Below are 19,868 nucleotides of genomic sequence, written 5' to 3'. Positions count from 1 at the left end.
ACAACGGGTTATTTCTGTGTGCGCTCGAAGCGACGTAGTTGCTCGTCACCACGACGAACCGCGTTGTTAAGTGCCGATTTTGCCGTGGCTTTGCCTGCCCAAACCGCTTCTAGCTCTTCGTTGATGATGTCACGAGTTTGCAGGAAGTTACCAAAGCGAATGCCTTTCGAGTTGGCTGTTGGTTCAGTCGAGGTCATTTGCACTACAGCCGTGTCCGTGCCAGGGTTCGCTGTGTAGAAACCTTGCTGCTTCGTCAGTTCATAAGCTTGTTGGGTGATAGGTAGGTAGCCGGTAAACTGGTGCCAATCAGCCTGAACTTCTGCACTTGAAAGGTAGCTAAAGAACTTCGCTACGCCCTTGTATTCTTCAGAAGAATGGCCACGGAGTACCCACAGTGACGCACCACCAATGATGGTGTTTTGTGGTTTGGCAATCAGCTCATCATCGTATGGAAGCTGGGCAACACCGACCTCGATGCCTTTCATGTTTTCTTGAATACCCGCTAGGCCTGCGGATGATCCCATGGTCATCGCACACTCTTGGGTGTAGAAAAGTGGCATGCCATCAGATTGGCGACCGCCGTACTTGTAGATGCCTTCTTTTGACCACTCACCGAGCTTCTCAATGTGTTTCACATAAGGCGCTGCATTGAACTTAAATTCAGTATCAAAACCGCCAAAACCGTTGTTTTGTGTTGCGACTGGGATGTTGTTGCGAGCGCCAAAGTTTTCGATTTGAGTCCACGATTGCCACGTTGTCGTGAAACCACATTGCGCGCCGGATTCAAGCAGCTTGCGTGACACTTGCTCCATCTCTTTCCAGGTTTTTGGCGCTGAGGTGATCCCTGCTTTTGCGAACATATCTTTGTTGTAGTACATCACAGGTGTTGAGCTATTAAACGGCATTGACAGCATCTGACCGTCATTGGTGGTGTAATAGCCTGTCACAGCGGACAGGTAGTTGTCTGGGTTAAACGGTTCTTTGGTATCTTCCATCAGTTCGTAAACTGGGTAGATTGCCTGTTTCGCACCCATCATGGTCGCTGTACCCACTTCAAACACCTGAACAATGGCTGGTTGCTCTTTTGCTCGGAAAGCAGCGATAGCGCTGGTCATGGTTTCTGCGTAGCTACCTTTGTAAACCGGTTTGATCTCGTATTCGTCTTGGCTTGCATTGAAATCCGCAGCAATATCATTGACTTTTTGACCCAGAGCGCCGCCCATAGCGTGCCACCACTCAACCTCAGTTTTCGCTTGAGCTCCTGTGCTCATTAGCGCCACTGCCACCGCCATTCCTGTGAGGTGTTTAATAGACATATTGTTTCCCTTAAATGTGAAAATGTTGGTTTTCAGTTCAAAAGCAGACGTTCACTTGGTGTAGAGCCACTGCTTTAAAATGTTCAAGTGAAAGTTAAACTGAGCAAATGACGATTGGGTGACAGTTAAATGAACTTATTTGAAACATTTTATGGCCATGGAAACGCAATAAAACGGCAATAATAGTGTCACGGAGAGTTGCAATCCTTTCATTTGAATGCAAATGAAAATGGTAAAGGAATCAATGAAAATCACAGCGCATCGTGGCGTCTCTAGCCTCGCACCAGAAAATACGTTAGCCGCTTTTGAACAGGCGGCTCTGTTAGGACTAGAATGGATTGAGATTGATGTTCAGCTTAGTCAAGATAAGGTGCCAGTCGTTATTCATGATCGTACCGTAAACCGCTGCACTAATGGTCGTGGTCGCGTCGCCGATATGAGTGTTCAGGCGTTAAAAGCCTTAGATGCTGGCCTATGGTTTGGTGATGCCTATGAAGGTGAGAGCATTCCAACATTAGCTGAGACCCTAATGTTGGCTCAAAGACATGGTTTGACGGTCAATGTTGAGCTAAAGCATTATGAAGGTGATGATATTGAGCTTTTGTGTCAGCAAGTTAAGTTGGTTATGACCGAGCTAGGTGTTGCCACGGAGCAGGTTCTATTCTCTAGTTTTAGTACGCAGGCACTGACGGTTATGCAGCGCATTATGCCGTCCATACGCCGTGGGCAACTGTGGCAACAAATACCGGACAACGCGCTAGCTATTCTCGATAAATTAGATGCTTACAGCGTACATTGCGACTTTCACTTTCTCGATGAGAAAACGGCTCGATGGATAAAATCGGCGGGCTACCAGCTCTATTGTTACACGCCGAATCATCCGGTGTTGGTTGAGTCATTTTGGGGGTGGGGCGTGGATATGATGATAAGCGACGTGCCTCAGGATTATCAAAGACAGTCATCAGCATCAAAACCGCAAGATTTAGTTGATGCCTAATTTGAAATAGAGGAGTAGGTAACGACCATCATGCACCATCTCAGTTTGCGACAAAAAAGTATTATTGACCTGATACATACTCAAGAATATTGCACCATAGAGGCGCTTTCGAGCCACTTTGATGTTACGACTCAGACTATTCGTCGTGATATTAATGAACTTTGCAGCCTCGGCCTTGCTCGTCGTCATCATGGTGGAGTAGGTTTGCCGACCACGCTAAGCAATCGCAGCTTTACCTCACGTAGTGCAACCAACTTGACGGAAAAACAGCAGATTGCCAAACAGGTAGTTACCAATATCCCTGATGGCTGCACGCTGTTTTTAGGCATCGGTACTACGATAGCAGCGATTGCAGAGCATTTAAGTGGCCACAAGCATCTTCGCGTTGTCACCAATAACTATCAGGCTGCGCATATCTTGGCGCAGTTTGAACAGGTGGAAACCTGGATTGCAGGTGGACGAATGCGCACCAATGATGGCGATGTGGTCGGGGAGCATGTTGCCAACTTTTTCGGGCAGTTCTCTGCTGATATTGGAATTGTATGCTGCGCGGCGGTGAATCTTGCGTCGAGCGTTACGGAGCAACCGGTTTTGGAGCCTCAAAAAGAAGAGTTTGCTTTGGAGCATGAGCTTCGCGAGGCGGCGATCAGTCAAGCGATTTTGGCAGGTTCGCAGCAAAGGTGGCTGGTTGCTAACAGCACAAAGTGGCAAAGCAAAGCGAGCGCTCGCGTTGCCCCTTTATCCTATTTTGACCGAGTGTATGGTCGCCCTGCCGGGTAGCATGACTTACTTAGCCAGATGAGCTTCTGACTCTGGCTGCGGTGGAAACGTATGATAGATCGCCTTGAATCGCTCTAGGTTGCTAAGCAGTGTTTCTACCAACAATGGATCAAACGCGGTGCCCGCTTGTTCAGCAAGATAATGCTGGGTGTCTTCAAGGCTCCATGCCTGCTTATAGGTGCGTTTGCTCAGCAGGGCATCAAACACATCGGCAATGGTGATGATCCTAGCCTCTAACGGAATATCAATCCCGCCAATCTTGGTGGGATAACCCACTCCGTCAAAGCGTTCATGATGGAAATAGATAATGTTCTTCAAGAAAGAGACCTCAGCACTGGACGCACTGACCACGTCAATGTTTTCGATGACCTCGTCGATAATGTCTACCCCGTAATCAACATGTTTGTTCATGATGGCACGCTCATCTGGCGTGTAGCGGTTGGGGCTAAACAGAATATGGTCAGGGATCCGGTATTTGCCGATATCGTGAAAAGGTGAGTAAAGCTCTATCCATTGGATAAATCGATGATCGACGGGCAGCTTGTGAGCGAGAAGTTCGGCGAGAAGCTTGCTGTACTGGCTCATCCGCTGCAGGTGATCCGCTGTTTCTGGATCACGTTTGTGGCTTATCTTTAATGCTAGCTTCAAAGCTTGGACGAACATTTGGTGCTTGTAACGGTCGTGGCAAAGCAGGCTTATGATGACCTCTCGAATAAACAAAAGGTCTGAGTGCAAAGCGCCATCGCTGAAGTAATCTACTTGGGTTGAATTTAGAAAGAGTACTGCACCGAATCCGCTCTCTATGTTTAACCCCATGGTAAAACTGCTTCGGTGACCAAGTTCGATAAGGCGTTTATTTTGGGTGTTTGGCTTTAGCTCATAAAGATCGTCGACCACCCTAATTTCCTGATTCTCGATGATTTTAATCAAAGGAGCGCAGCGCTCCGAATGCATTGAGATAACGTCGAACTTGTCGGAATCATCTTGAAAGTCGATGACGTGGAAGTTCTCTAGGTGATCCGCAGACGTCACTGAGAGACACAATCTCGATAGATGCGGGTACTTGGTTCTTAGGGTGTGAAACAGATCATCAATACCGTTGCGGCAACTCAATGCTCTGTTCGTGCTGGCAATACAATCTATATAGTCCATACATTATTATCATTAGTTTTAATATGGTTACTCAATAGTAGCGAGTGTGAGTGGATTCCCACAAGTGATCGGTTTCACAGCTATGGATGCAATTGCGTGAATATCTGTGGTATTGATGCAATACCCAATGGGAAAAGATTGCCTATTTATAAGTAAGGCGTTGATTCCGTTTGTGTTTGAGAGTAATAATATGCAAATAAATGTTTATATAATCGGACAAGTGTCTAATGACTGAGCGCGAACAACAAATACTAGAATTAATCAAGCTTGATCCCATGATCGCTCAGAGTACCTTAGCTGATATGCTCAACATCAGTCGAAGTGCCGTAGCAGGGCATATCATGAACTTGACGAGAAAAGGGTTCATACAAGGTAAAGGGTATTTGATTGCCCCTGATCGTTTTGCTGTTGTAATTGGTGGCGCGAATATGGATTTATGTGGCCGCGCTACCTCGGATTTGGTGATGGGCAGCTCTAATCCGGGGGCTCTTACTGCCAGTGCAGGAGGCATTGGAAGGAACATAGCCGAAAGTCTTGCGCAACTCGGAACTAAAGTCGAGTTTGTCAGTGCCGTGGGCGATGATTCGTGGGGTGAACAGCTACTAGACTCCTGTCGTGATGCGGATGTAGGGATAGAACACTGTTTGGTGACATCGAACCAAGCTACCAGTACCTATCTTTCAATTCACGGGCCAGATGGCACGTTGCAGCTTGCTCTCAACGATATGTCGCTGTTTAACGAACTCAATGCTCAGCAACTAGCAAAGCGAGCACCGTTGCTAAACCGTGCTACTGTCATTGCTATCGATGCAAATTTAAGTGATTCCGCGTTGGAATATCTATTTCAAACTCAAGCTTCGAAGCCTATTTTTGTCGATCCTGTTTCGGTATTGAAAGCAGAAAAAATTAAGCCTTACTTATCGTGCATACATACGTTGAAGTTGGAACTGGCTGAGGCGGAACTGCTAGCAGGCGTAGATTCTTCCAAGCGAATTCGACTGCCCCAAATTGCCCACAAGTTACATGAGATGGGAGTTAAGCAACTGGTAATAAATCTTGGTGCGCAGGGCGTGTACTCAAGTCAGGAAAAAAAGGGACACTTTCACAATCGCAGTGACTCTAGTTTGAGCCTTAAAACCGACGGACAAGAAGGGCTGTTAGCCGGGTTAGTACATGGCTACTTACAAAGTGCGAATTGGCAACGTAGTGTCGAATTTGGAATGGTTGCAGCGGGCATTGCATCGAACAGTGAACATGCTTATTTGCAGCGACAAGGACGACAAACTACGCAGCCTCGAGCCACACGAACGTTTGAAAAGGATGCAGATTTAGGTCTTTATTACGACTAGACTATTTCATAGTAGACCCGCTGTTGGCTACATTCTACTTAGACGTATCAGAGGGGATTTTAACGCAGCGGGCATCATGTACAACATCATCAACCGCATAACATGGTTTATCGCGACAAAGGCAGGCTCAAGCCCCAATAACAGCGCCACGGCGGTCATCGCTTCCACACTCCCTGGTACCCAAGCAAGCAATAGCACCTGCCAATCTACGCCCGTAAAGGTGTGGAAAGCGGCAGCAAAGCATAATGTGACACTCACACCTAGTAACGTCACAATAAATCCTGCCTTAGAATAGCTCAGCGCTTCTCGCCACGTTGTTGGTGCCAAACGCCCCCCAATCAGTACGCCCAATATAGCGGTAGCAAACATAATCAGAGACTCTGGAACGTTTAAATTGAGTGTTGGCAGCGCGCTATGATAGATCGCTGCCGTGATTAGGCTGGTCAACAAATAGGGCGCAGGTATCCCAAATTTTCCCAATAGTTTACCGATTAAAAAGCTTGTGACAGCGAGAAACGCGAGATGTCCAATCAGAGCAATGCTAAATGATTGGCTAAGTGTTGAGGCACTGTCTTCGCCTGTTGAAGCGATGACTCCCGCCAATACCACCAGTAGCAATAGGCGAATAGAATGCGAAAAAACAATTTTAGGAGACGGTTTTTCTTGCCCCTCACTTATTACCAATATTGCAGCCATGGCGCCTGGGATTGCGCCGAGCAAGGATTCAAAAGGTGTCCATTTTTCTCGTTTGTAAAGCCAGAGAAAGTTTACGGTTGTTTGTGAAAGCATGCATAGCACCAAACCAAAAAACAGCGGCAGGGAGAATGAACCAGTTAGCTCAGCGACGGGAACCGTGATTCCAATACTCAGACCAAGTATCAATTGGATGAGAGTGAGAATGAAGTCGGGAAGCTTGATGTTTTGATGACTGCACCGCAGGTAAACGATGGTTGCAAACGCTGCAGCGAACAGTTCAGACAATGGCAGTGGGATAGGGCTCGCGAGCAATGCTCCAGCCAAACCTATCAAGATGGTTTTCCATACCGCCATAACTATTCCTTTGATTCAATGTACCTTTTTCATGTCGATTATATACTGAAGTCCATGCGTGCAGCGAGGATACTTGGTTATATCCTTACACGAATCTGTGCCGCTATTTACTTGGCAATATTCACTCGGATACGGCACAATGCGCTCAGATAAAGGTGTTGGCCTTATTTGGATGCATTGGAAAAAGAGAGAGAAATGAATTTTAAAGCTGCGATTTTCGACATGGACGGATTGCTGTTGGATACAGAAAACGTCTGCAAAGGTATCTTTGAGAAAGCTTGTGAAGCGTTAGGGGTGCCATTTCTTGAAGAGAAGTATTTGTCGATTATCGGCTGTAATTCAAAAACCATTCACGCCAAATTAGGCGAGGCATATGCTGGAATTATTGACTATAAAGTGATCAATGAAGAGTGGCGCCAGCGTTACACAAGCGTTGTATTCCATCAAGCAATTCCCAAAAAGCACGGCGTTATTGAGCTGCTAGATTGGTTAGCCTCCAAGAACATTCCAATTGCTGTTGCGACCTCTACTCATCGTGATGTCGCTGAAAAGAAACTTAAGCTCGCGGGCTTGGACGGCTACTTTAACTGTTTAGCGACTGGATGTGAGGTGACGCGTGGCAAACCAGATCCAGAAATCTACCACTTAGCGGCTAAGCGACTTGGCGTTGCTTCAGAGCATTGTTTGGCGTTTGAAGATTCCAATAACGGCGTCAAAGCCGCCGTGGCGGCAGCTATGCATACTTACCAAGTGCCAGACTTGGTTGCACCATGTGAGGATGTTAAAGCACTGAATGTGCAAACTAGAACCTCACTATTTGAGGTATACCAAGAGCTGTCAGGTAGTTACCTAACCCGCTAATATCGCTCGATGCTCAGTTCGGGTAATTCTTGTTTTCCATTTGAAGCAATCAGCTCGGTGAGAATATCGGCGGAACCACAGGCCATCGTCCAACCTAATGTGCCATGTCCGGTATTCGTATAAAGGTTGGTCAGCGGAGTTTTACCGATGATTGGCGTTCCGTCTGGCGTCATCGGGCGAAACCCTGTCCAGTAATCTGCGCTCGCCAAATCTACGCCTTGAGGAAACAAGTCGCTGACTACGTGGTTTAGAGTCGCTAAACGTTTGTCGGGAAGTGCGGGATCAAATCCGGCTAACTCTGCAGTGCCCGCAACGCGAATTCGGTCATCAAAACGGGTGACGGCTACTTTAAAGGTCTCATCCATGATGGTCGACGACGGCGCGTGGCTTGGTTCGATGATTGGTAAAGTTAATGAGTAGCCTTTGACCGGATAAATGGGCAGATCAATACCATGGGGTTGCAGTAGAGCCTTTGAGTAACTGCCGAGTGCCACCACAAAGTGCTCTCCAGTGATGGTACCGTTTGAGGTGGTGACACCGACGACACGGCGCTGCTCAGTTATTAGGGTGTTGATGTGGGTATCGAATAGGAATTTAACACCTGATTGCTCCGCCATCTTCTGCAGTTGCTGGCAGAAAAGGTAACAGTCGCCCGTCTCATCGTCGGGCAAGTAAAGTCCGCCAACCAAATCCCCAAGCATATTTGCGAGCCCCGGCTCTTGTTTCAAGCACTGCTGGGTATCAAACAGCTGGAATCGAGTTCCGCTTTCAGTCAATAGCGCTATGTCTTTCTCAATGGCATCAAGTTGCTGTTGAGAGCGGAAAATTTGTAATGTTCCTTGTGTTCGCCCTTGGTATTGGAGAGTGTGGTCTTGATTTAGCTGCGCCAGACATCGACGGCTTCGATTGGCAATGGTCAGCATTCGGGATTTATTCAGTTTGTACCTGCCCAGCTGACAGTTGATCAGCATCTGGGTTGCCCAGCGAAAAAGCTCTGGGCTCAAACTCGGTTTTATCTTAAGTGGCGCGTGTTGCTCAAATAGCCATTTAATGGCCTTGGAGGGAATACCTGGTGCAGCCCAAGGTGAAGAATACCCATAGGAAATTTGTCCTGCATTGGCGAAACTGGTTTCCTCGCCAGCTCTAGACTGCCTGTCGACAACCGTTACCTCAAAGCCTGCCTGAGACAAATACCACGCACTAGTGAGTCCAATGACTCCGCTTCCCAATACAATGACTTTCACTATCGCTTCTCGCACTTTTAAATTTTACCTAGAATGGTTAATTTACATTTGGTTAACAATCGATAAGAATTAATAGCAGATTTTAGAAATATTAAAGGCTCGAAATGAAGTCAGCATTGTTAAATGGGGTGAACTTAGTTTGTGTTGTTGCTCGACATACCAGTATTACCAGTGCAGCAAAGCAACTCAATCTAACAGTCGGTGCAGTAAGTCAGCAATTGCAACAGGTAGAGGATAAGTTAGGTTTTAGTGTATTTGAACGCCATGCTCGTGGAATACGATTAACGGAGCAGGGTAATCGGTTAGTGGAAGCCACAAGTCATCACTTAGCCGCTATTGAGGAAAATGTATTCCAACTAACTCGTGTTTCTGAACGTAAACAGATCAGGCTCAAATTAACTCCCTCGTTTGCTTTTAAGTGGTTAGTGCCCAGACTCGAGGACTTTCATCGTCGCTATCCAGACGTCCAGACCCATACCTTAGCAGAAGGGGCGCTGGTGGACAGCGACAATCGGGACTTTGATATCGCTATTGATTATGGGCCGATGCCCTATAAGCGTTCAGAGGCTGAACTGCTGATGGAGGAGTGGCTAATTCCTGTGTTGAGTCGCGATTATCTGGCTAAATACCCAGGGCTGCAGCAAGGGAGCGAGGCATGGCAGCAGGTGACATTACTCCACGACATAATGCCGTGGCAGGGAGTGCCAAAGGACTATGAATGGCAATACTGGGCTTCTGAACAAAGACTGGACATCGAGACCAATAAAGGACACTTTTTCAATCGAACCGATATGGCCATGTCAGCAGCGGAGGCGGGTGTAGGCGTTGCGTTAGCGAGACAAGCGTTACTAGGGAATGAGATCGAACAGGGACGACTGATCGCCCCTTTTGCACCGATAGCGGCTCATGCTGGGTACTTTATCATTACCCAATTCGACGACCCGTATACAAGATTATTCAAAGACTGGCTTAAAGAACAGAGCCAGTCGACGTTGAACTAGCCTATTGCTGACAGTAATGGATGTGATCACCCATTTCGATCAACTTGTCTAGAATGCGCTCGCCATCTGCTCGCAACCCGTTATGTTCATATTCGTTGGTGATCCAAGCTTTTGAATTGGGGATTTTAGCGAGTGTTTCCCGGCTGATATCCATCTCAACAAACATATCGTCAGCGTACACGGCGCAACTTACGGGAACTCGGTTGTTTGCCAATACTTCTGCATTGTATAGCGAGCCCCAATCCGCTTTTTCTGCGAGTAGGTTGGCGGCATCTTTAAGGGGTTCTAAGCATTGGTATTGCTCAAACATCCACGGGAATACCATTTCGCCGGTGAAATAGAAACAGTCGTCGCCCGGTTGGCAATTAAACTCATCGTGCTGTTGCCTAACGCGATCAGCAGACCAATTTGATGCAAAGCCTTGGCAATAAATGGACTCGTGCAAAAGCGCATAAATAGGGTTGGTTTGAAATGCCTGTTGCGCCAGCATTTCATTCAGGAATTCGTAACGTAATGTTGGCTTTCCATCCACTTCAATGAACGCATTTTCAAGAGAGTAATAGGTTGGAAGGAAGGTATCGCTGACTCCAAAATTAATCCCGATTTGCTGAAATTGTTCCACGGTGAAAACCTGCCCATTCGGTAAAGTCACCTTGTTTGTCGCCAGATGGTTAGCAATTTTTTTGCAGAGCGATTGGGCATGTGGGAACTGATGGAAAAACTGTTGGTTTTTCTCTTTGGTACGCTTGAACGTAGCGTTGTAGACATCATCAGGATGTCGTTCTATTGAGGGTACGCCGCCAGTTATGTAGGCACGGCTCAGACTGTCCGGAAACAGTGACAGGTAGGTCAGAGAGCAAAAACCGCCAAAGCTTTGCCCTAAGATAGACCATTGGGTAACTCCAAAAGCCTGACGAATAAATTCAGCATCCCGAACGATGTTATCTGCACGGAAATAGCTTAAATAGTCAGCTTGGTCACTTGGAGAAAGGTGTGCCAAGGTCTGGTGACTAACAACACTACTGTTCCCTGTGCCCCGCTGGTCAAGCAGCAATACGCGATAGTCCTGCAAAGCCCGTTTTAGCCAGCCGCTCTGACCATTGGGGCGCGGAGATGGAAAGCCAGGGCCGCCTTGAAAAAAGACCAGCCAGGGCTTTTTGGCGTTGTCTTTGGCGAGAGTGACTTCTCTCGCGAAGAGTTGCAACGAACCTTTTGCAGAGTCTTGGTAGTCGAGAGGAACCGTAAAGTAGTGAGGGGTATATTTTAAACCGCCATCAATAAAAGCAGGGGAAGTTTGGGTCATATTCAAGCATCCGTGAAGAATAACAGTACATTTAACAATAGAATCGACGCGCTGTTACTCTGACAGCGCTCGCTGAACTTAGCGGTTTTCGTGTGAAAACACCACCGTTTAGTGCCGATTCTCTAGTTTCTTTTCAGATAGTTATGCCGAACGAGCGCGAGTCATCTTCACTCCGTCACGAATGTTGAGCCCCATGAGCGTAAGATTGGTAAGACCTGCTACAAGTTCGATTGCCTGTATCACGTAGAAGGTTGTATTGAAACTTCCGATACTCGCTAGGTGCTGAAGATAGATAGCGGCAGGAAGTAAAATCAGAAGACCATTAGCCGCAACAAACGGCATACGCTTTTTCTTGGCACCAACGAGTCCTTTTGTTGCTTTTGGAGCCAGTTTCGTACCAGTAATTCCAGCTGTCGCCATAGCTGGGATGAGTAGCCACACCGCGTAACAAATGTAGGTCTTAACCGTTAGAATGGCGTTGTATCCACCAAAGATTTCGACCATAACCGTGCTTAGAAAAAATGACGAAATCAAAAGAAAGGCCGTTAAAGCCGCAGTGCGGTGTATTATTGATAGCGTTTTTTTCATGCCAATCGTCCCACTTATAACTGTTGAATAGAAAGTGATGACCATGGTCATCATTTAATAGCAGGTATACTACATTGCAATAGTTGCGTTTGCAACTGTTGTTTATGCATTTTTGGTTCGAAGATAGGCATTGAATCAGGTGCAGAGGCGTAAAAAAACGCACCAGGCGGTGCGTTATTATTGTAGGGCTAAGCCTAATGAGTTTTCGTTCGCCCAATAGCCGTCAACCAACCGTCGTAAAGGGTCTCACGTTTTTCGCGTTCTAATTCAGGACTAAAGGTTCGCTCGATCTCCTTTTTATCAGCGAGTTCTTCTTGGTTGTTCCAATAGCCAACGGCGAGTCCAGCAAGCATGGCAGCTCCCAGAGCTGTTGACTCACGAACCATTGGACGAACCACTTTGCTACCCATGATGTCGGATTGAAATTGCATCAAAAAATCATTGGCGACAGCGCCGCCATCGACTCGTATTTGATTGAGTTTGATGCCTGAGTCTTCTTCCATTGCCAGTAACACATCTTTACTTTGATAAGCTATAGCTTCCAGTGCTGCGCGAATAATGTGATTGCGATTAGTCCCTCGGGTTAAGCCAACTAAGCTGCCTCTCGCATGAGGATCCCAATAAGGCGCACCCAGCCCGACAAATGCTGGCACTAAATAAACACCGTTTGAGCTGTCCACTTGCTGGGCAAAATACGCCGTGTCTTTGGCATCACGAATCAACCCTAACTCGTCTCGCAGCCATTGAATTGTTGCACCACCCATAAATACGCTGCCTTCAAGGGCATACGTGACTTCATCGCCGATTTGATAGCCTACTGTAGTGAGTAGACCATGTTGAGATTTAACTGGCTTGCTCCCAGTGTTCATCAGCAAAAAGCAACCCGTGCCATAGGTGTTCTTCACCATGCCTTTTTTGACACATTGCTGGCCAAACAGCGCAGCTTGTTGGTCCCCGGCGATACCACTAATGGCAATAGCATGGCTGCCACCGCCTATTTGTGTATGGCCGTAGATTTCGCTCGATGACTTTACACTTGGCAACATGGTTCGCGGAATATCAAAGAGGTCGAGTAATTCTTCATCCCAGTCTAGGGTATGAATGTTGAATAGCATGGTTCTTGAAGCGTTACTCACGTCAGTCACATGCGCTTTACCGTGGGTAAGTTTCCAAACTAACCAGGTATCGACCGTACCGAAGAGCAGTTCATCGTTATCGGCCTTTTCGCGCGCACCTTCTACGTTGTCCAGTATCCACGCCACTTTTGATGCGGAGAAATACGCATCCACGACTAAGCCCGTTTTGTCTTGAATCATTTGCTCGTGGCCATTGGCTTTGAGTTTGTCACAGTAATCAGCAGTGCGGCGACATTGCCAAACGATAGCGTTGTAGATGGGTTGTCCGGAATTTTTATCCCAGACGATAGTGGTTTCTCTTTGATTGGTAATGCCAATTGCGGCGACTTGATCACTGCCAATATCTGCTTGGGCAAGGGCTTCGGTCAGCGATGAGCGTTGTGTTGCCCAAATTTCCATGGGGTCATGCTCAACCCAACCTGGTTGCGGGTAGATTTGAGTGAATTCGCGTTGAGAAGTTGTGATGACATTGGCGTCATGATCAAAGACGATCGCTCGTGAGCTGGTGGTGCCTTGGTCGAGAGCGATGATGACGTTTTTGTTATTCATAGAGTATCCGTCTATCTATCGATGAGTGTTAATGAAAGAATCTGTTCGTTTTCGACCATGAGTCGAAAGCGATACAGAGAACAATATTGGATGATAATAGTGGTGTTGATAATAATATTCAAAGCAGGACGAAGAATGTGTGAGCAAAGTGATAGAAATGAACAAATTTAACATTTTGCTATCAAAATGCTCGCATTGTTCGTTTTCGAACATTATATTGTTCGTATGTGCTCATTGAATGGCGAAACTAACGGAGGCAATCGGGGATGGGTGAATCGAACAACAATTACGACGTAATAGTTATAGGCGGCGGTATTAATGGTGTGGCTGTGGCTGCAGATGCAGCGGGGCGCGGATTGGATGTCGCTCTGGTTGAGATGAACGATCTTGCTTCGGCTACGTCATCAGCCAGCAGTAAACTCATTCATGGTGGGCTTAGATACCTTGAACATTACGAGTTTCGTTTGGTGTCAGAAGCATTAGCTGAAAGAGAAGTGCTGTTGAAAAACGCTCCCCACTTAGTTGCCCCATTGCGCTTCCAGTTACCTCATCGCCCTCATCTGCGTCCAGCGTGGATGATACGCGCTGGGCTTTTCCTTTACGATCACTTAGGAAAACGAGTGTCTTTACTTGGCAGCAATAGCGTTAAATTTTCTGGCGATGAAAGTCCACTTCTACCAGAGATGAAAATTGGTTTTGAGTACTCTGACTGTGCGGTTGATGATGCGCGTTTGGTTGTCGCTAACGCCATGCTGGCAACGGAGAAAGGAGCCGAGATATTGACGCAAACCAAATGCACAGGAGCCCGCAGATTGGCAGACGGCTGGCTTGTTGAAACCAGTAATGATCTAACTGGAGAAACTCAGTCGTTACGAGCTAAAGCCTTAGTTAACGCAGCTGGCCCGTGGGTTGACCGCTTTTTTGATGACCAACTGGCTTTACCATCTCCAAGAAGCATCCGATTGGTCAAAGGGAGTCACATTGTTGTTCCCCGCATGTACCAAGGCGATCACGCCTACATTTTGCAAAACGAGGACAAGCGTATTGTTTTCGTCATCCCTTATATGGATAAATACTCTGTGGTTGGTACGACGGATGTGGATTATCAAGGCGACCCGAGCAAGGTGGTGATTGATGACAGCGAAACGGACTATTTGTGTGAAATAGTGAACCAACACTTCAAAACAAAAATCAACAAACAAGACATAGTGTCGGATTGGTCTGGTGTAAGACCACTGTGCGAAGATGAATCAGATGATCCGCAAGCGGTAACTCGTGATTACACGATTGAGCTCGATGATGAGCTTGATGACGCTCCATTGCTATCGATTTTTGGCGGCAAGCTCACAACGTATCGTAAACTTGGACAGGCGGCGGTGGATAAGCTAGCGCCATTCTTCCCGCATATGGGCTCGCCTTGGACAAAAGAGGCGATACTGCCGGGCGGAAACTTCTCTACCAGAGAAGCCTTAGCGAAAAAAACCGCGAAACGCTATCCGTGGCTTGATGTTGATCTTATCAATCGCTGGGTACGGGCTTACGGTACAAGCTTGGAGAAAATTGTTGCTGGGGCTTCGGAAAATGAAGCGCTTGGTGAACATTTTGGTCATGGACTCTATCAAGCGGAAGTTGATTACCTGATGCAAAATGAATGGGCAACCTGCTGTGATGATGTATTGTGGCGAAGAACTAAGCTAGGACTAGAGTTCTCGGAACTGCAAACTGAGAAGCTTGCAGCGTACATCGCAACATGTATCTCTGCGCGAAGACTTACAATACTGAAATGTGCGGGAGAGTAGACGGTGAGCGCGCCAAGGCGCGCTTTTTTTTGGTTAGCGTTTTCGCAAGCGAATCATAGAACTGAGTCGATAAAAAATGAGCGAGCCAAGTAGTAGTGAACAGCCAAGTATTTTGTTAAACGGCATAGGCTCGTGATATATCATCACGCTCAAAATCAGCGTCCAAATGGGCTCTAATAGCATCAGCAGCGCTGCGTTGGTTGGGTTGGCCAGCTTCTGACCTGTGGTCTGCATTAAGTAACGCAGGCTTGTCGCTAGGACGACACTAAGCCCAAACCATTTCCAAGTCGTTGTCGAAATTTCACTTGGCCAAGTCTCGGTAAAGTAGGACAGGATCAGACCAAGCACGCCGGTAGAAAATAACTGTAACGTAGCAAGTAGGATCGGTGAGAGCCGAACTGAATACTTGCTGTTGAAGTTAAAATGCACCGCAAGTCCGATGGCGGAAATCAAAAACCACAGTTGGCTCGCATCAAATGTCCAACTTCCTTTCCACGATAATAAGAATAAACCAACCATGGCGATAGGTAGTGATAGCCAAAACGCACGGATAGGTTTAGTTTTGAACAGCATCCAAGCCACGATCGGCACGATGAGCATAGAAAGGCTCATGATAAACGCGCCTTCACCTAGCGTGTCACTAATAGAAATCGCATAGATCCAGCTAAAAATGGCGCAGCCTAAAAATCCACCGACGCTGAGGGCTCGTAAGCAGTCGGCGAGAGGAGCCGCTTTAAGCGCTTTTAGACAAAATGGCAGAAGTAATAGCGACGCAAAGACAAAGCGCAACCCAATAAAGCCGAAAGGTGGCAATCCGACAATGGCTTCTTTAGAGAATACCCATCCGGCACCAGCAAGCAGTGTAGTGAAAACTAAAATTAATTCAGCGCGATAGTTCAAAATCGTATGGTCTTTATGTTTTTTGTGTATTCTGCGCCAAAAAACGTGTCTTAGCTACATCAATATTGACGACAAGGACTGTTTGTTGTCGAATGCTGTACGAATAATGAATTGCGACTATATTCATAAGTGAAGATAAATAAAAATTAGACTAAATGTACCGCACACATCTTGGCGAGAGGTGTTTATGACTTTTGCAACGTACAGCAATGACTCGCTGACCGTAATCGAGGTCGAGTCCGCTAGGTTTGACGCCAAACTGGTCACCCAGTTTCGTGATTTTATTGATGATATGCCAGAGACAGGCGATAAACCCATATTACTCGACTTGACCCATGTGAGTTTTATGGACAGTAGTGCCCTTGGGGTACTGATGGCATTTAAGAAGCACCACCAACAATCGGACATTTCTGTCGTTACAGAGAGTGCGCCGGTATTGCAGCTTTTCAAAGTTACTAAAGTCGATCAAATCGTTAAGGTATACAGTGATTTAGAGCAAGCTATTTTGGCTGGTTAACTTTTTACGCTTAAAAACAACGCATTTCGCTCATGCAACTTTCTGTTTTTGTTGACGACTCTCGCTGAGTCATACACACTTAGTGTCAACAATTCGTGACACTTTCTACAGGAACACAAAGTGCGTTTAGAAGTCCTTTGCGAAGACAGACTCGGGTTAACTCGAGAGCTGCTCGATATCTTGGCATCCAATAGTATCGACTTACGTGGTATCGAAATCGATATCACGGGCATCATTTATCTCAATTGCCCCGATATAGACTTTGAAACTTTTCGCGACCTGATGGCGGAAATCCGCCGTATTTCAGGGGTGAAAGACGTACGAAAAATCCAGTTTATGCCTAGTGAGCGACACAACACCGAGTTGGTGTCTTTGCTGACTAATTTACCATATCCGGTACTTTCCATTGATCTTAAGGGCGCCATCGATATGGCAAACCATGCGGCGCTCAAACTACTCGCAAAGAGTGAAGATGAGGCCATGGGTCAGCTTATCTCCCATGTATTGCCAAGCTTTAACTTTGCCAAATGGATCGAAGGCGATATCACTAGACAAAAACAAGCGATTGTCATCGACGGCTTGGATTATACCATGGAGATCTTGCCGGTTTATATTACTGGTGAGTCGAATGAAACGGTGCTCGCCAGTGCTGTAATGAGTATTCATCCCACCACTCACGCCATGACAACTGAGTCGTTGGCGGACAGTAACACGTTAGGCTTTGAGCACTTTGTTGGTCTCTCAAATCGTCACAAAGCACTAATGAGCCAAGCGAAAAAGCTTGCCATGCTTGACCAGCCACTTCTGATTGAAGGTGAGACTGGTACAGGCAAAGAGATGTTAGCGAAGGCGTGTCATAACCGCTCTCATCGCGCTTCTCAGCCATTTTTGGTACTTAGTTGTGCCTCTATGCCGGATGATGTGGCGGAAACAGAGCTGTTTGGCCATGCGCCAGGCTCGTTTAATCACCAACACGGCCATAAAGGTATTTTTGAGCAGGCTAATGGCGGCACTGTGTTACTTGATGAAATTGGTGAGATGAGTCCGCACCTACAAATCAAGCTATTGCGCTTCTTGCAAGACGGCACTTTCCGCCGTGTCGGTGAAGAACACGAAGTGCATGTCGATGTCAAAATCATTGCTTCAACTCGTCACAACTTAGCGGATTTGGCAGAGCAGGGCGCATTTAGGGAAGACCTTTATTATCGACTCAATGTACTGACGTTGACGATACCGCCGCTTAGAGAGCGAGCGAGCGACATCGCCCCACTGCTTGAGCTGTTCGTTGCCAAGCACAGCGCTAAACTGGGCATCACCAAACCAGAAGCTGACGATGAACTTCTGGATGCGCTCAGCAATTACCCTTGGCCTGGCAACATGAGACAGCTTGATAATATGGTGTTGCGCGCACTCACCCAAGCGAGTGGTGCAAGACTGAAGTTAGAAGATTTCAACTTACCGAAACTGGAAGCGGTGAGTGCAGGAAATGTGAATCTGAACATTGATGGCTCGTTGGATGACATTATGAAAGACTACGAGTCAAAGGTACTCGAAAAGCTTTATCAGTCGTTTCCATCCAGCCGTAAGCTTGCCAAGCGATTGAATGTTTCTCACACCTCAATTGCTAACAAGCTGCGCGATTACAACATCAGGAAGAATTAATGGAAGACAGAAGCTCAGCGGTGCAATTGCATCGCTGTGAGGGCAATGTGCTGGTTCGAAGTTCAGCGCCCTCAGACGCTTACACCGTGGCTCAGTATTTTCGTGACAATCGTGAATTTTTAGAGCCATGGGAGCCAAAGCGTGAACCCGGTTTCTTCCAAGTGGATACTTGGGCGAATAAACTGCTCAAACTGGAAGAGTTGCACCGATTAGGTTTGGCTTATTACTGTCTGGTATTTGATGCGGACACCAAAGAAATGAAGGGGACGGTTTCGTTTAGCAATTTAGTTCGCTTTCCCTTCCATTCATGCAATTTAGGCTACTCTCTGGCTCAAGATGCGCAAGGGCAAGGGTACATGCGCCGCGCCTTGTCTATGGCCATCCCTTACATGTTTGAGTTTCAAAATATGCATCGCATAGCTGCCAGCTATATGCCTCACAATAAGCGAAGTGAAGCCGTGTTGCAGCATATGGGATTTGAGCGAGAAGGGTTTGCTAAAGATTATTTGCTGATCAATGGCCAGTGGGAAGATCACATACTGACGGCGCTTCATAATCCCAATTGGAAGGAATCATGAGCGATAGACTAGAGCAGCAACTGAACTTATTGATGGAGTTAGACAGGTTGAAGTCTGTCTTGCGCCGTACCCGTATTCGCAGTGCAGAAAGCCGTTTTGAAAATAGTGCGGAGCACAGTTGGCATGTCGCCATGATGGCGTTGCTGTTTCAAGAGCATGCCAATGAGCCAGTGGATATAACAAAAGTCATTAAGATGCTGCTTTTGCACGATATTGTCGAAATTGATGCTGGAGATACCTTTGTCTACGATGTCCAGGCATCTCAATTGCAAGAGCAAAAAGAGCTTGAAGCGGCCGAGCGTTTGTTTGGCATGCTACCTGAAGATCAAGGTGAAGAGCTGTTTACTATTTGGCGTGAGTTTGAACAAGCTGAATCTTCGGAAGCCAAGTTCGCTAAAGCGCTAGATAGACTAATACCGATGTTGCTTAACTATCACAATCAGGGACAAAGTTGGATTGAGAACAAAGTAACGGAGACTCAAGCGATTCAGGTGAATCAAAAGATAGAAAAAGGTTCACAAGTGCTTTGGGATAAAGCAAAATCGCTCATTGAAGAAGCCGTTGAAAATGGCTGGTTAAAGAATTAGGAAACTGAATGTCGTACACAACTTTGGATGAATACCAAAGAAAATGGATTTTTACTCATCAATCAATGCCAGTACCAGAAGTTGATTGGCCGCAAATCAAACCGATGACGCAAGCACGAGCTGCGCAGTTTTGGAAAGAAAACATCAGCGCGCAAAGTCCGGATGCAGAGCGTCTCAGTAGCCAAGACTGGCCGATGAAAGACAATAACTGGTGGGATGAAGTTGATTGGATGCAGGCGTGGGAAGCGGATGAAAACGATCTGCCAGAAGCAGTAGCGCAGTTTATCGACTGGCAAGATGACGTTACCGTTTACTTCTGCTACGAAAAGTACAACGTAATTGAAACGAAATGGTCGACCTTTAAACGTTATTGGAAAAACTTTCTATTTTACGATGACGGTCCAATCCTGCTAGGCCGACGCCGCTCTGAAGCTCTGTGGTTCTCAACCAACGGCACCGTGAAACTCGGCAAGCGCAAGTAAGATGTTCTCAATAAAAG

The 19,868-nt window shown here is 46.7% G+C and carries 19 protein-coding genes; 11 read left to right on the top strand and 8 right to left on the bottom strand.

The window, feature by feature from the left end:
* Positions 1 to 8: 8 nt before the first annotated feature.
* Entirely contained in the window at positions 9 to 1,316 is a 1,308-nt protein-coding gene (gene ugpB / locus PG915_RS10405) for a sn-glycerol-3-phosphate ABC transporter substrate-binding protein UgpB (RefSeq protein WP_353496466.1), read from the bottom strand.
* Between the two features lie 244 nt (positions 1,317 to 1,560).
* On the opposite strand from ugpB, the gene PG915_RS10400 reads away from it, so the two are divergent.
* Both PG915_RS10400 and PG915_RS10395 read left to right on the top strand, forming a co-directional pair.
* Positions 1,561 to 2,313 carry a glycerophosphoryl diester phosphodiesterase gene (locus tag PG915_RS10400; protein WP_353496465.1) on the top strand — a complete coding sequence of 251 codons (753 nt, stop codon included), beginning with the start codon at positions 1,561 to 1,563 and terminating at the stop codon, positions 2,311 to 2,313.
* A gap of 30 nt (positions 2,314 to 2,343) precedes the next feature.
* Entirely contained in the window at positions 2,344 to 3,093 is a 750-nt protein-coding gene (locus tag PG915_RS10395) for a DeoR/GlpR family DNA-binding transcription regulator (protein ID WP_353496464.1), read from the top strand.
* A gap of 6 nt (positions 3,094 to 3,099) precedes the next feature.
* On the opposite strand, the gene PG915_RS10390 is transcribed toward PG915_RS10395, so the two are convergent.
* On the bottom strand, positions 3,100 to 4,245 hold the full coding sequence (locus PG915_RS10390) for an HD-GYP domain-containing protein (protein WP_353496463.1): 1,146 nt from the start codon (positions 4,243 to 4,245) through the stop codon (positions 3,100 to 3,102).
* A gap of 227 nt (positions 4,246 to 4,472) precedes the next feature.
* Here PG915_RS10390 and PG915_RS10385 point away from each other — a divergent pair, with 227 nt between their 5' ends.
* Complete coding sequence (locus tag PG915_RS10385; RefSeq protein WP_353496462.1) at positions 4,473 to 5,594, top strand: PfkB family carbohydrate kinase; 1,122 nt, start codon at positions 4,473 to 4,475, stop codon at positions 5,592 to 5,594.
* 27 nt (positions 5,595 to 5,621) lie between these two features.
* Here the strand turns inward: PG915_RS10385 and PG915_RS10380 are convergent, their stop codons facing one another.
* Positions 5,622 to 6,644 (bottom strand): AbrB family transcriptional regulator, encoded by a 1,023-nt coding sequence (locus tag PG915_RS10380; RefSeq protein WP_353496461.1) that lies wholly within the window; start codon positions 6,642 to 6,644, stop codon positions 5,622 to 5,624.
* A 195-nt stretch (positions 6,645 to 6,839) separates the two neighbouring features.
* Between PG915_RS10380 and PG915_RS10375 the strand changes: the two genes are divergently transcribed.
* Positions 6,840 to 7,505, top strand: a complete 666-nt coding sequence (locus tag PG915_RS10375) for an HAD family hydrolase (RefSeq protein ID WP_353496460.1) — start codon at positions 6,840 to 6,842, stop codon at positions 7,503 to 7,505.
* Here PG915_RS10375 and PG915_RS10370 read toward each other — a convergent pair.
* A complete protein-coding gene (locus tag PG915_RS10370) occupies positions 7,502 to 8,749 on the bottom strand; it encodes a D-amino acid dehydrogenase (protein WP_353496459.1) in 1,248 nt (415 codons plus the stop codon). The two genes, PG915_RS10375 and PG915_RS10370, sit on opposite strands and share 4 nt — an antisense overlap.
* A 104-nt stretch (positions 8,750 to 8,853) precedes the next feature.
* On the opposite strand from PG915_RS10370, the gene PG915_RS10365 reads away from it, so the two are divergent.
* Positions 8,854 to 9,750 (top strand): LysR substrate-binding domain-containing protein, encoded by an 897-nt coding sequence (locus PG915_RS10365; protein ID WP_353496458.1) that lies wholly within the window; start codon positions 8,854 to 8,856, stop codon positions 9,748 to 9,750.
* A 1-nt stretch (position 9,751) separates the two neighbouring features.
* On the opposite strand, the gene PG915_RS10360 is transcribed toward PG915_RS10365, so the two are convergent.
* The 3 genes from PG915_RS10360 to glpK form a co-directional block, all read right to left on the bottom strand.
* Complete coding sequence (locus PG915_RS10360) at positions 9,752 to 11,053, bottom strand: alpha/beta fold hydrolase (protein ID WP_353496457.1); 1,302 nt, start codon at positions 11,051 to 11,053, stop codon at positions 9,752 to 9,754.
* Positions 11,054 to 11,194: 141 nt separating this feature from the next.
* Entirely contained in the window at positions 11,195 to 11,641 is a 447-nt protein-coding gene (locus tag PG915_RS10355; protein ID WP_353496456.1) for a hypothetical protein, read from the bottom strand.
* Positions 11,642 to 11,835: 194 nt separating this feature from the next.
* A complete protein-coding gene (gene glpK, locus PG915_RS10350) occupies positions 11,836 to 13,326 on the bottom strand; it encodes a glycerol kinase GlpK (RefSeq protein ID WP_353496455.1) in 1,491 nt (496 codons plus the stop codon).
* Between the two features lie 266 nt (positions 13,327 to 13,592).
* Between glpK and glpD the strand changes: the two genes are divergently transcribed.
* Positions 13,593 to 15,125 (top strand): glycerol-3-phosphate dehydrogenase, encoded by a 1,533-nt coding sequence (glpD, locus tag PG915_RS10345; RefSeq protein WP_353496454.1) that lies wholly within the window; start codon positions 13,593 to 13,595, stop codon positions 15,123 to 15,125.
* A gap of 33 nt (positions 15,126 to 15,158) precedes the next feature.
* Here glpD and PG915_RS10340 read toward each other — a convergent pair whose 3' ends face one another.
* Positions 15,159 to 16,025, bottom strand: coding sequence for a DMT family transporter (locus tag PG915_RS10340; RefSeq protein ID WP_353496453.1), 867 nt, complete (start codon positions 16,023 to 16,025; stop codon positions 15,159 to 15,161).
* Between the two features lie 187 nt (positions 16,026 to 16,212).
* On the opposite strand from PG915_RS10340, the gene PG915_RS10335 reads away from it, so the two are divergent.
* The 5 genes from PG915_RS10335 to PG915_RS10315 all read left to right on the top strand — a co-directional run bounded on the left by PG915_RS10335 (position 16,213) and on the right by PG915_RS10315 (position 19,851).
* A complete protein-coding gene (locus tag PG915_RS10335; RefSeq protein WP_112461056.1) occupies positions 16,213 to 16,542 on the top strand; it encodes an STAS domain-containing protein in 330 nt (109 codons plus the stop codon).
* 120 nt (positions 16,543 to 16,662) lie between these two features.
* Positions 16,663 to 18,204, top strand: coding sequence for a transcriptional regulator TyrR (gene tyrR / locus PG915_RS10330; protein ID WP_353496452.1), 1,542 nt, complete (start codon positions 16,663 to 16,665; stop codon positions 18,202 to 18,204).
* Positions 18,204 to 18,782, top strand: a complete 579-nt coding sequence (gene rimJ / locus PG915_RS10325; RefSeq protein ID WP_353496451.1) for a ribosomal protein S5-alanine N-acetyltransferase — start codon at positions 18,204 to 18,206, stop codon at positions 18,780 to 18,782. The genes tyrR and rimJ overlap by 1 nt, the downstream gene beginning before the upstream one ends.
* Positions 18,779 to 19,369, top strand: coding sequence for an HD domain-containing protein (locus PG915_RS10320; RefSeq protein ID WP_353496450.1), 591 nt, complete (start codon positions 18,779 to 18,781; stop codon positions 19,367 to 19,369). The genes rimJ and PG915_RS10320 overlap by 4 nt, the downstream gene beginning before the upstream one ends.
* Positions 19,370 to 19,377: 8 nt before the next feature.
* On the top strand, positions 19,378 to 19,851 hold the full coding sequence (locus PG915_RS10315; RefSeq protein WP_353496449.1) for a DUF2947 domain-containing protein: 474 nt from the start codon (positions 19,378 to 19,380) through the stop codon (positions 19,849 to 19,851).
* Positions 19,852 to 19,868 lie beyond the last annotated feature (17 nt).

It is taken from the genome of Vibrio sp. CB1-14 (assembly GCF_040412085.2).
GTDB classification, from domain to species: Bacteria; Pseudomonadota; Gammaproteobacteria; order Enterobacterales; family Vibrionaceae; genus Vibrio; species Vibrio chaetopteri.
Note: the sequence above shows the minus strand (reverse complement) of the source record. Positions and strands in the feature narration are given on the sequence as shown.

Coding starts and splice junctions, on each gene's coding strand:
- ugpB (WP_353496466.1), bottom strand. CDS start 1,316: ATGTCTATTAAACACCTCACAGGAATGGCGGTGGCAGTGGCGCTAATG.
- PG915_RS10400 (WP_353496465.1), top strand. CDS start 1,561: ATGAAAATCACAGCGCATCGTGGCGTCTCTAGCCTCGCACCAGAAAAT.
- PG915_RS10395 (WP_353496464.1), top strand. CDS start 2,344: ATGCACCATCTCAGTTTGCGACAAAAAAGTATTATTGACCTGATACAT.
- PG915_RS10390 (WP_353496463.1), bottom strand. CDS start 4,245: ATGGACTATATAGATTGTATTGCCAGCACGAACAGAGCATTGAGTTGC.
- PG915_RS10385 (WP_353496462.1), top strand. CDS start 4,473: ATGACTGAGCGCGAACAACAAATACTAGAATTAATCAAGCTTGATCCC.
- PG915_RS10380 (WP_353496461.1), bottom strand. CDS start 6,644: ATGGCGGTATGGAAAACCATCTTGATAGGTTTGGCTGGAGCATTGCTC.
- PG915_RS10375 (WP_353496460.1), top strand. CDS start 6,840: ATGAATTTTAAAGCTGCGATTTTCGACATGGACGGATTGCTGTTGGAT.
- PG915_RS10365 (WP_353496458.1), top strand. CDS start 8,854: ATGAAGTCAGCATTGTTAAATGGGGTGAACTTAGTTTGTGTTGTTGCT.
- PG915_RS10360 (WP_353496457.1), bottom strand. CDS start 11,053: ATGACCCAAACTTCCCCTGCTTTTATTGATGGCGGTTTAAAATATACC.
- PG915_RS10355 (WP_353496456.1), bottom strand. CDS start 11,641: ATGAAAAAAACGCTATCAATAATACACCGCACTGCGGCTTTAACGGCC.
- glpK (WP_353496455.1), bottom strand. CDS start 13,326: ATGAATAACAAAAACGTCATCATCGCTCTCGACCAAGGCACCACCAGC.
- glpD (WP_353496454.1), top strand. CDS start 13,593: ATGGGTGAATCGAACAACAATTACGACGTAATAGTTATAGGCGGCGGT.
- PG915_RS10335 (WP_112461056.1), top strand. CDS start 16,213: ATGACTTTTGCAACGTACAGCAATGACTCGCTGACCGTAATCGAGGTC.
- rimJ (WP_353496451.1), top strand. CDS start 18,204: ATGGAAGACAGAAGCTCAGCGGTGCAATTGCATCGCTGTGAGGGCAAT.
- PG915_RS10320 (WP_353496450.1), top strand. CDS start 18,779: ATGAGCGATAGACTAGAGCAGCAACTGAACTTATTGATGGAGTTAGAC.
- PG915_RS10315 (WP_353496449.1), top strand. CDS start 19,378: ATGTCGTACACAACTTTGGATGAATACCAAAGAAAATGGATTTTTACT.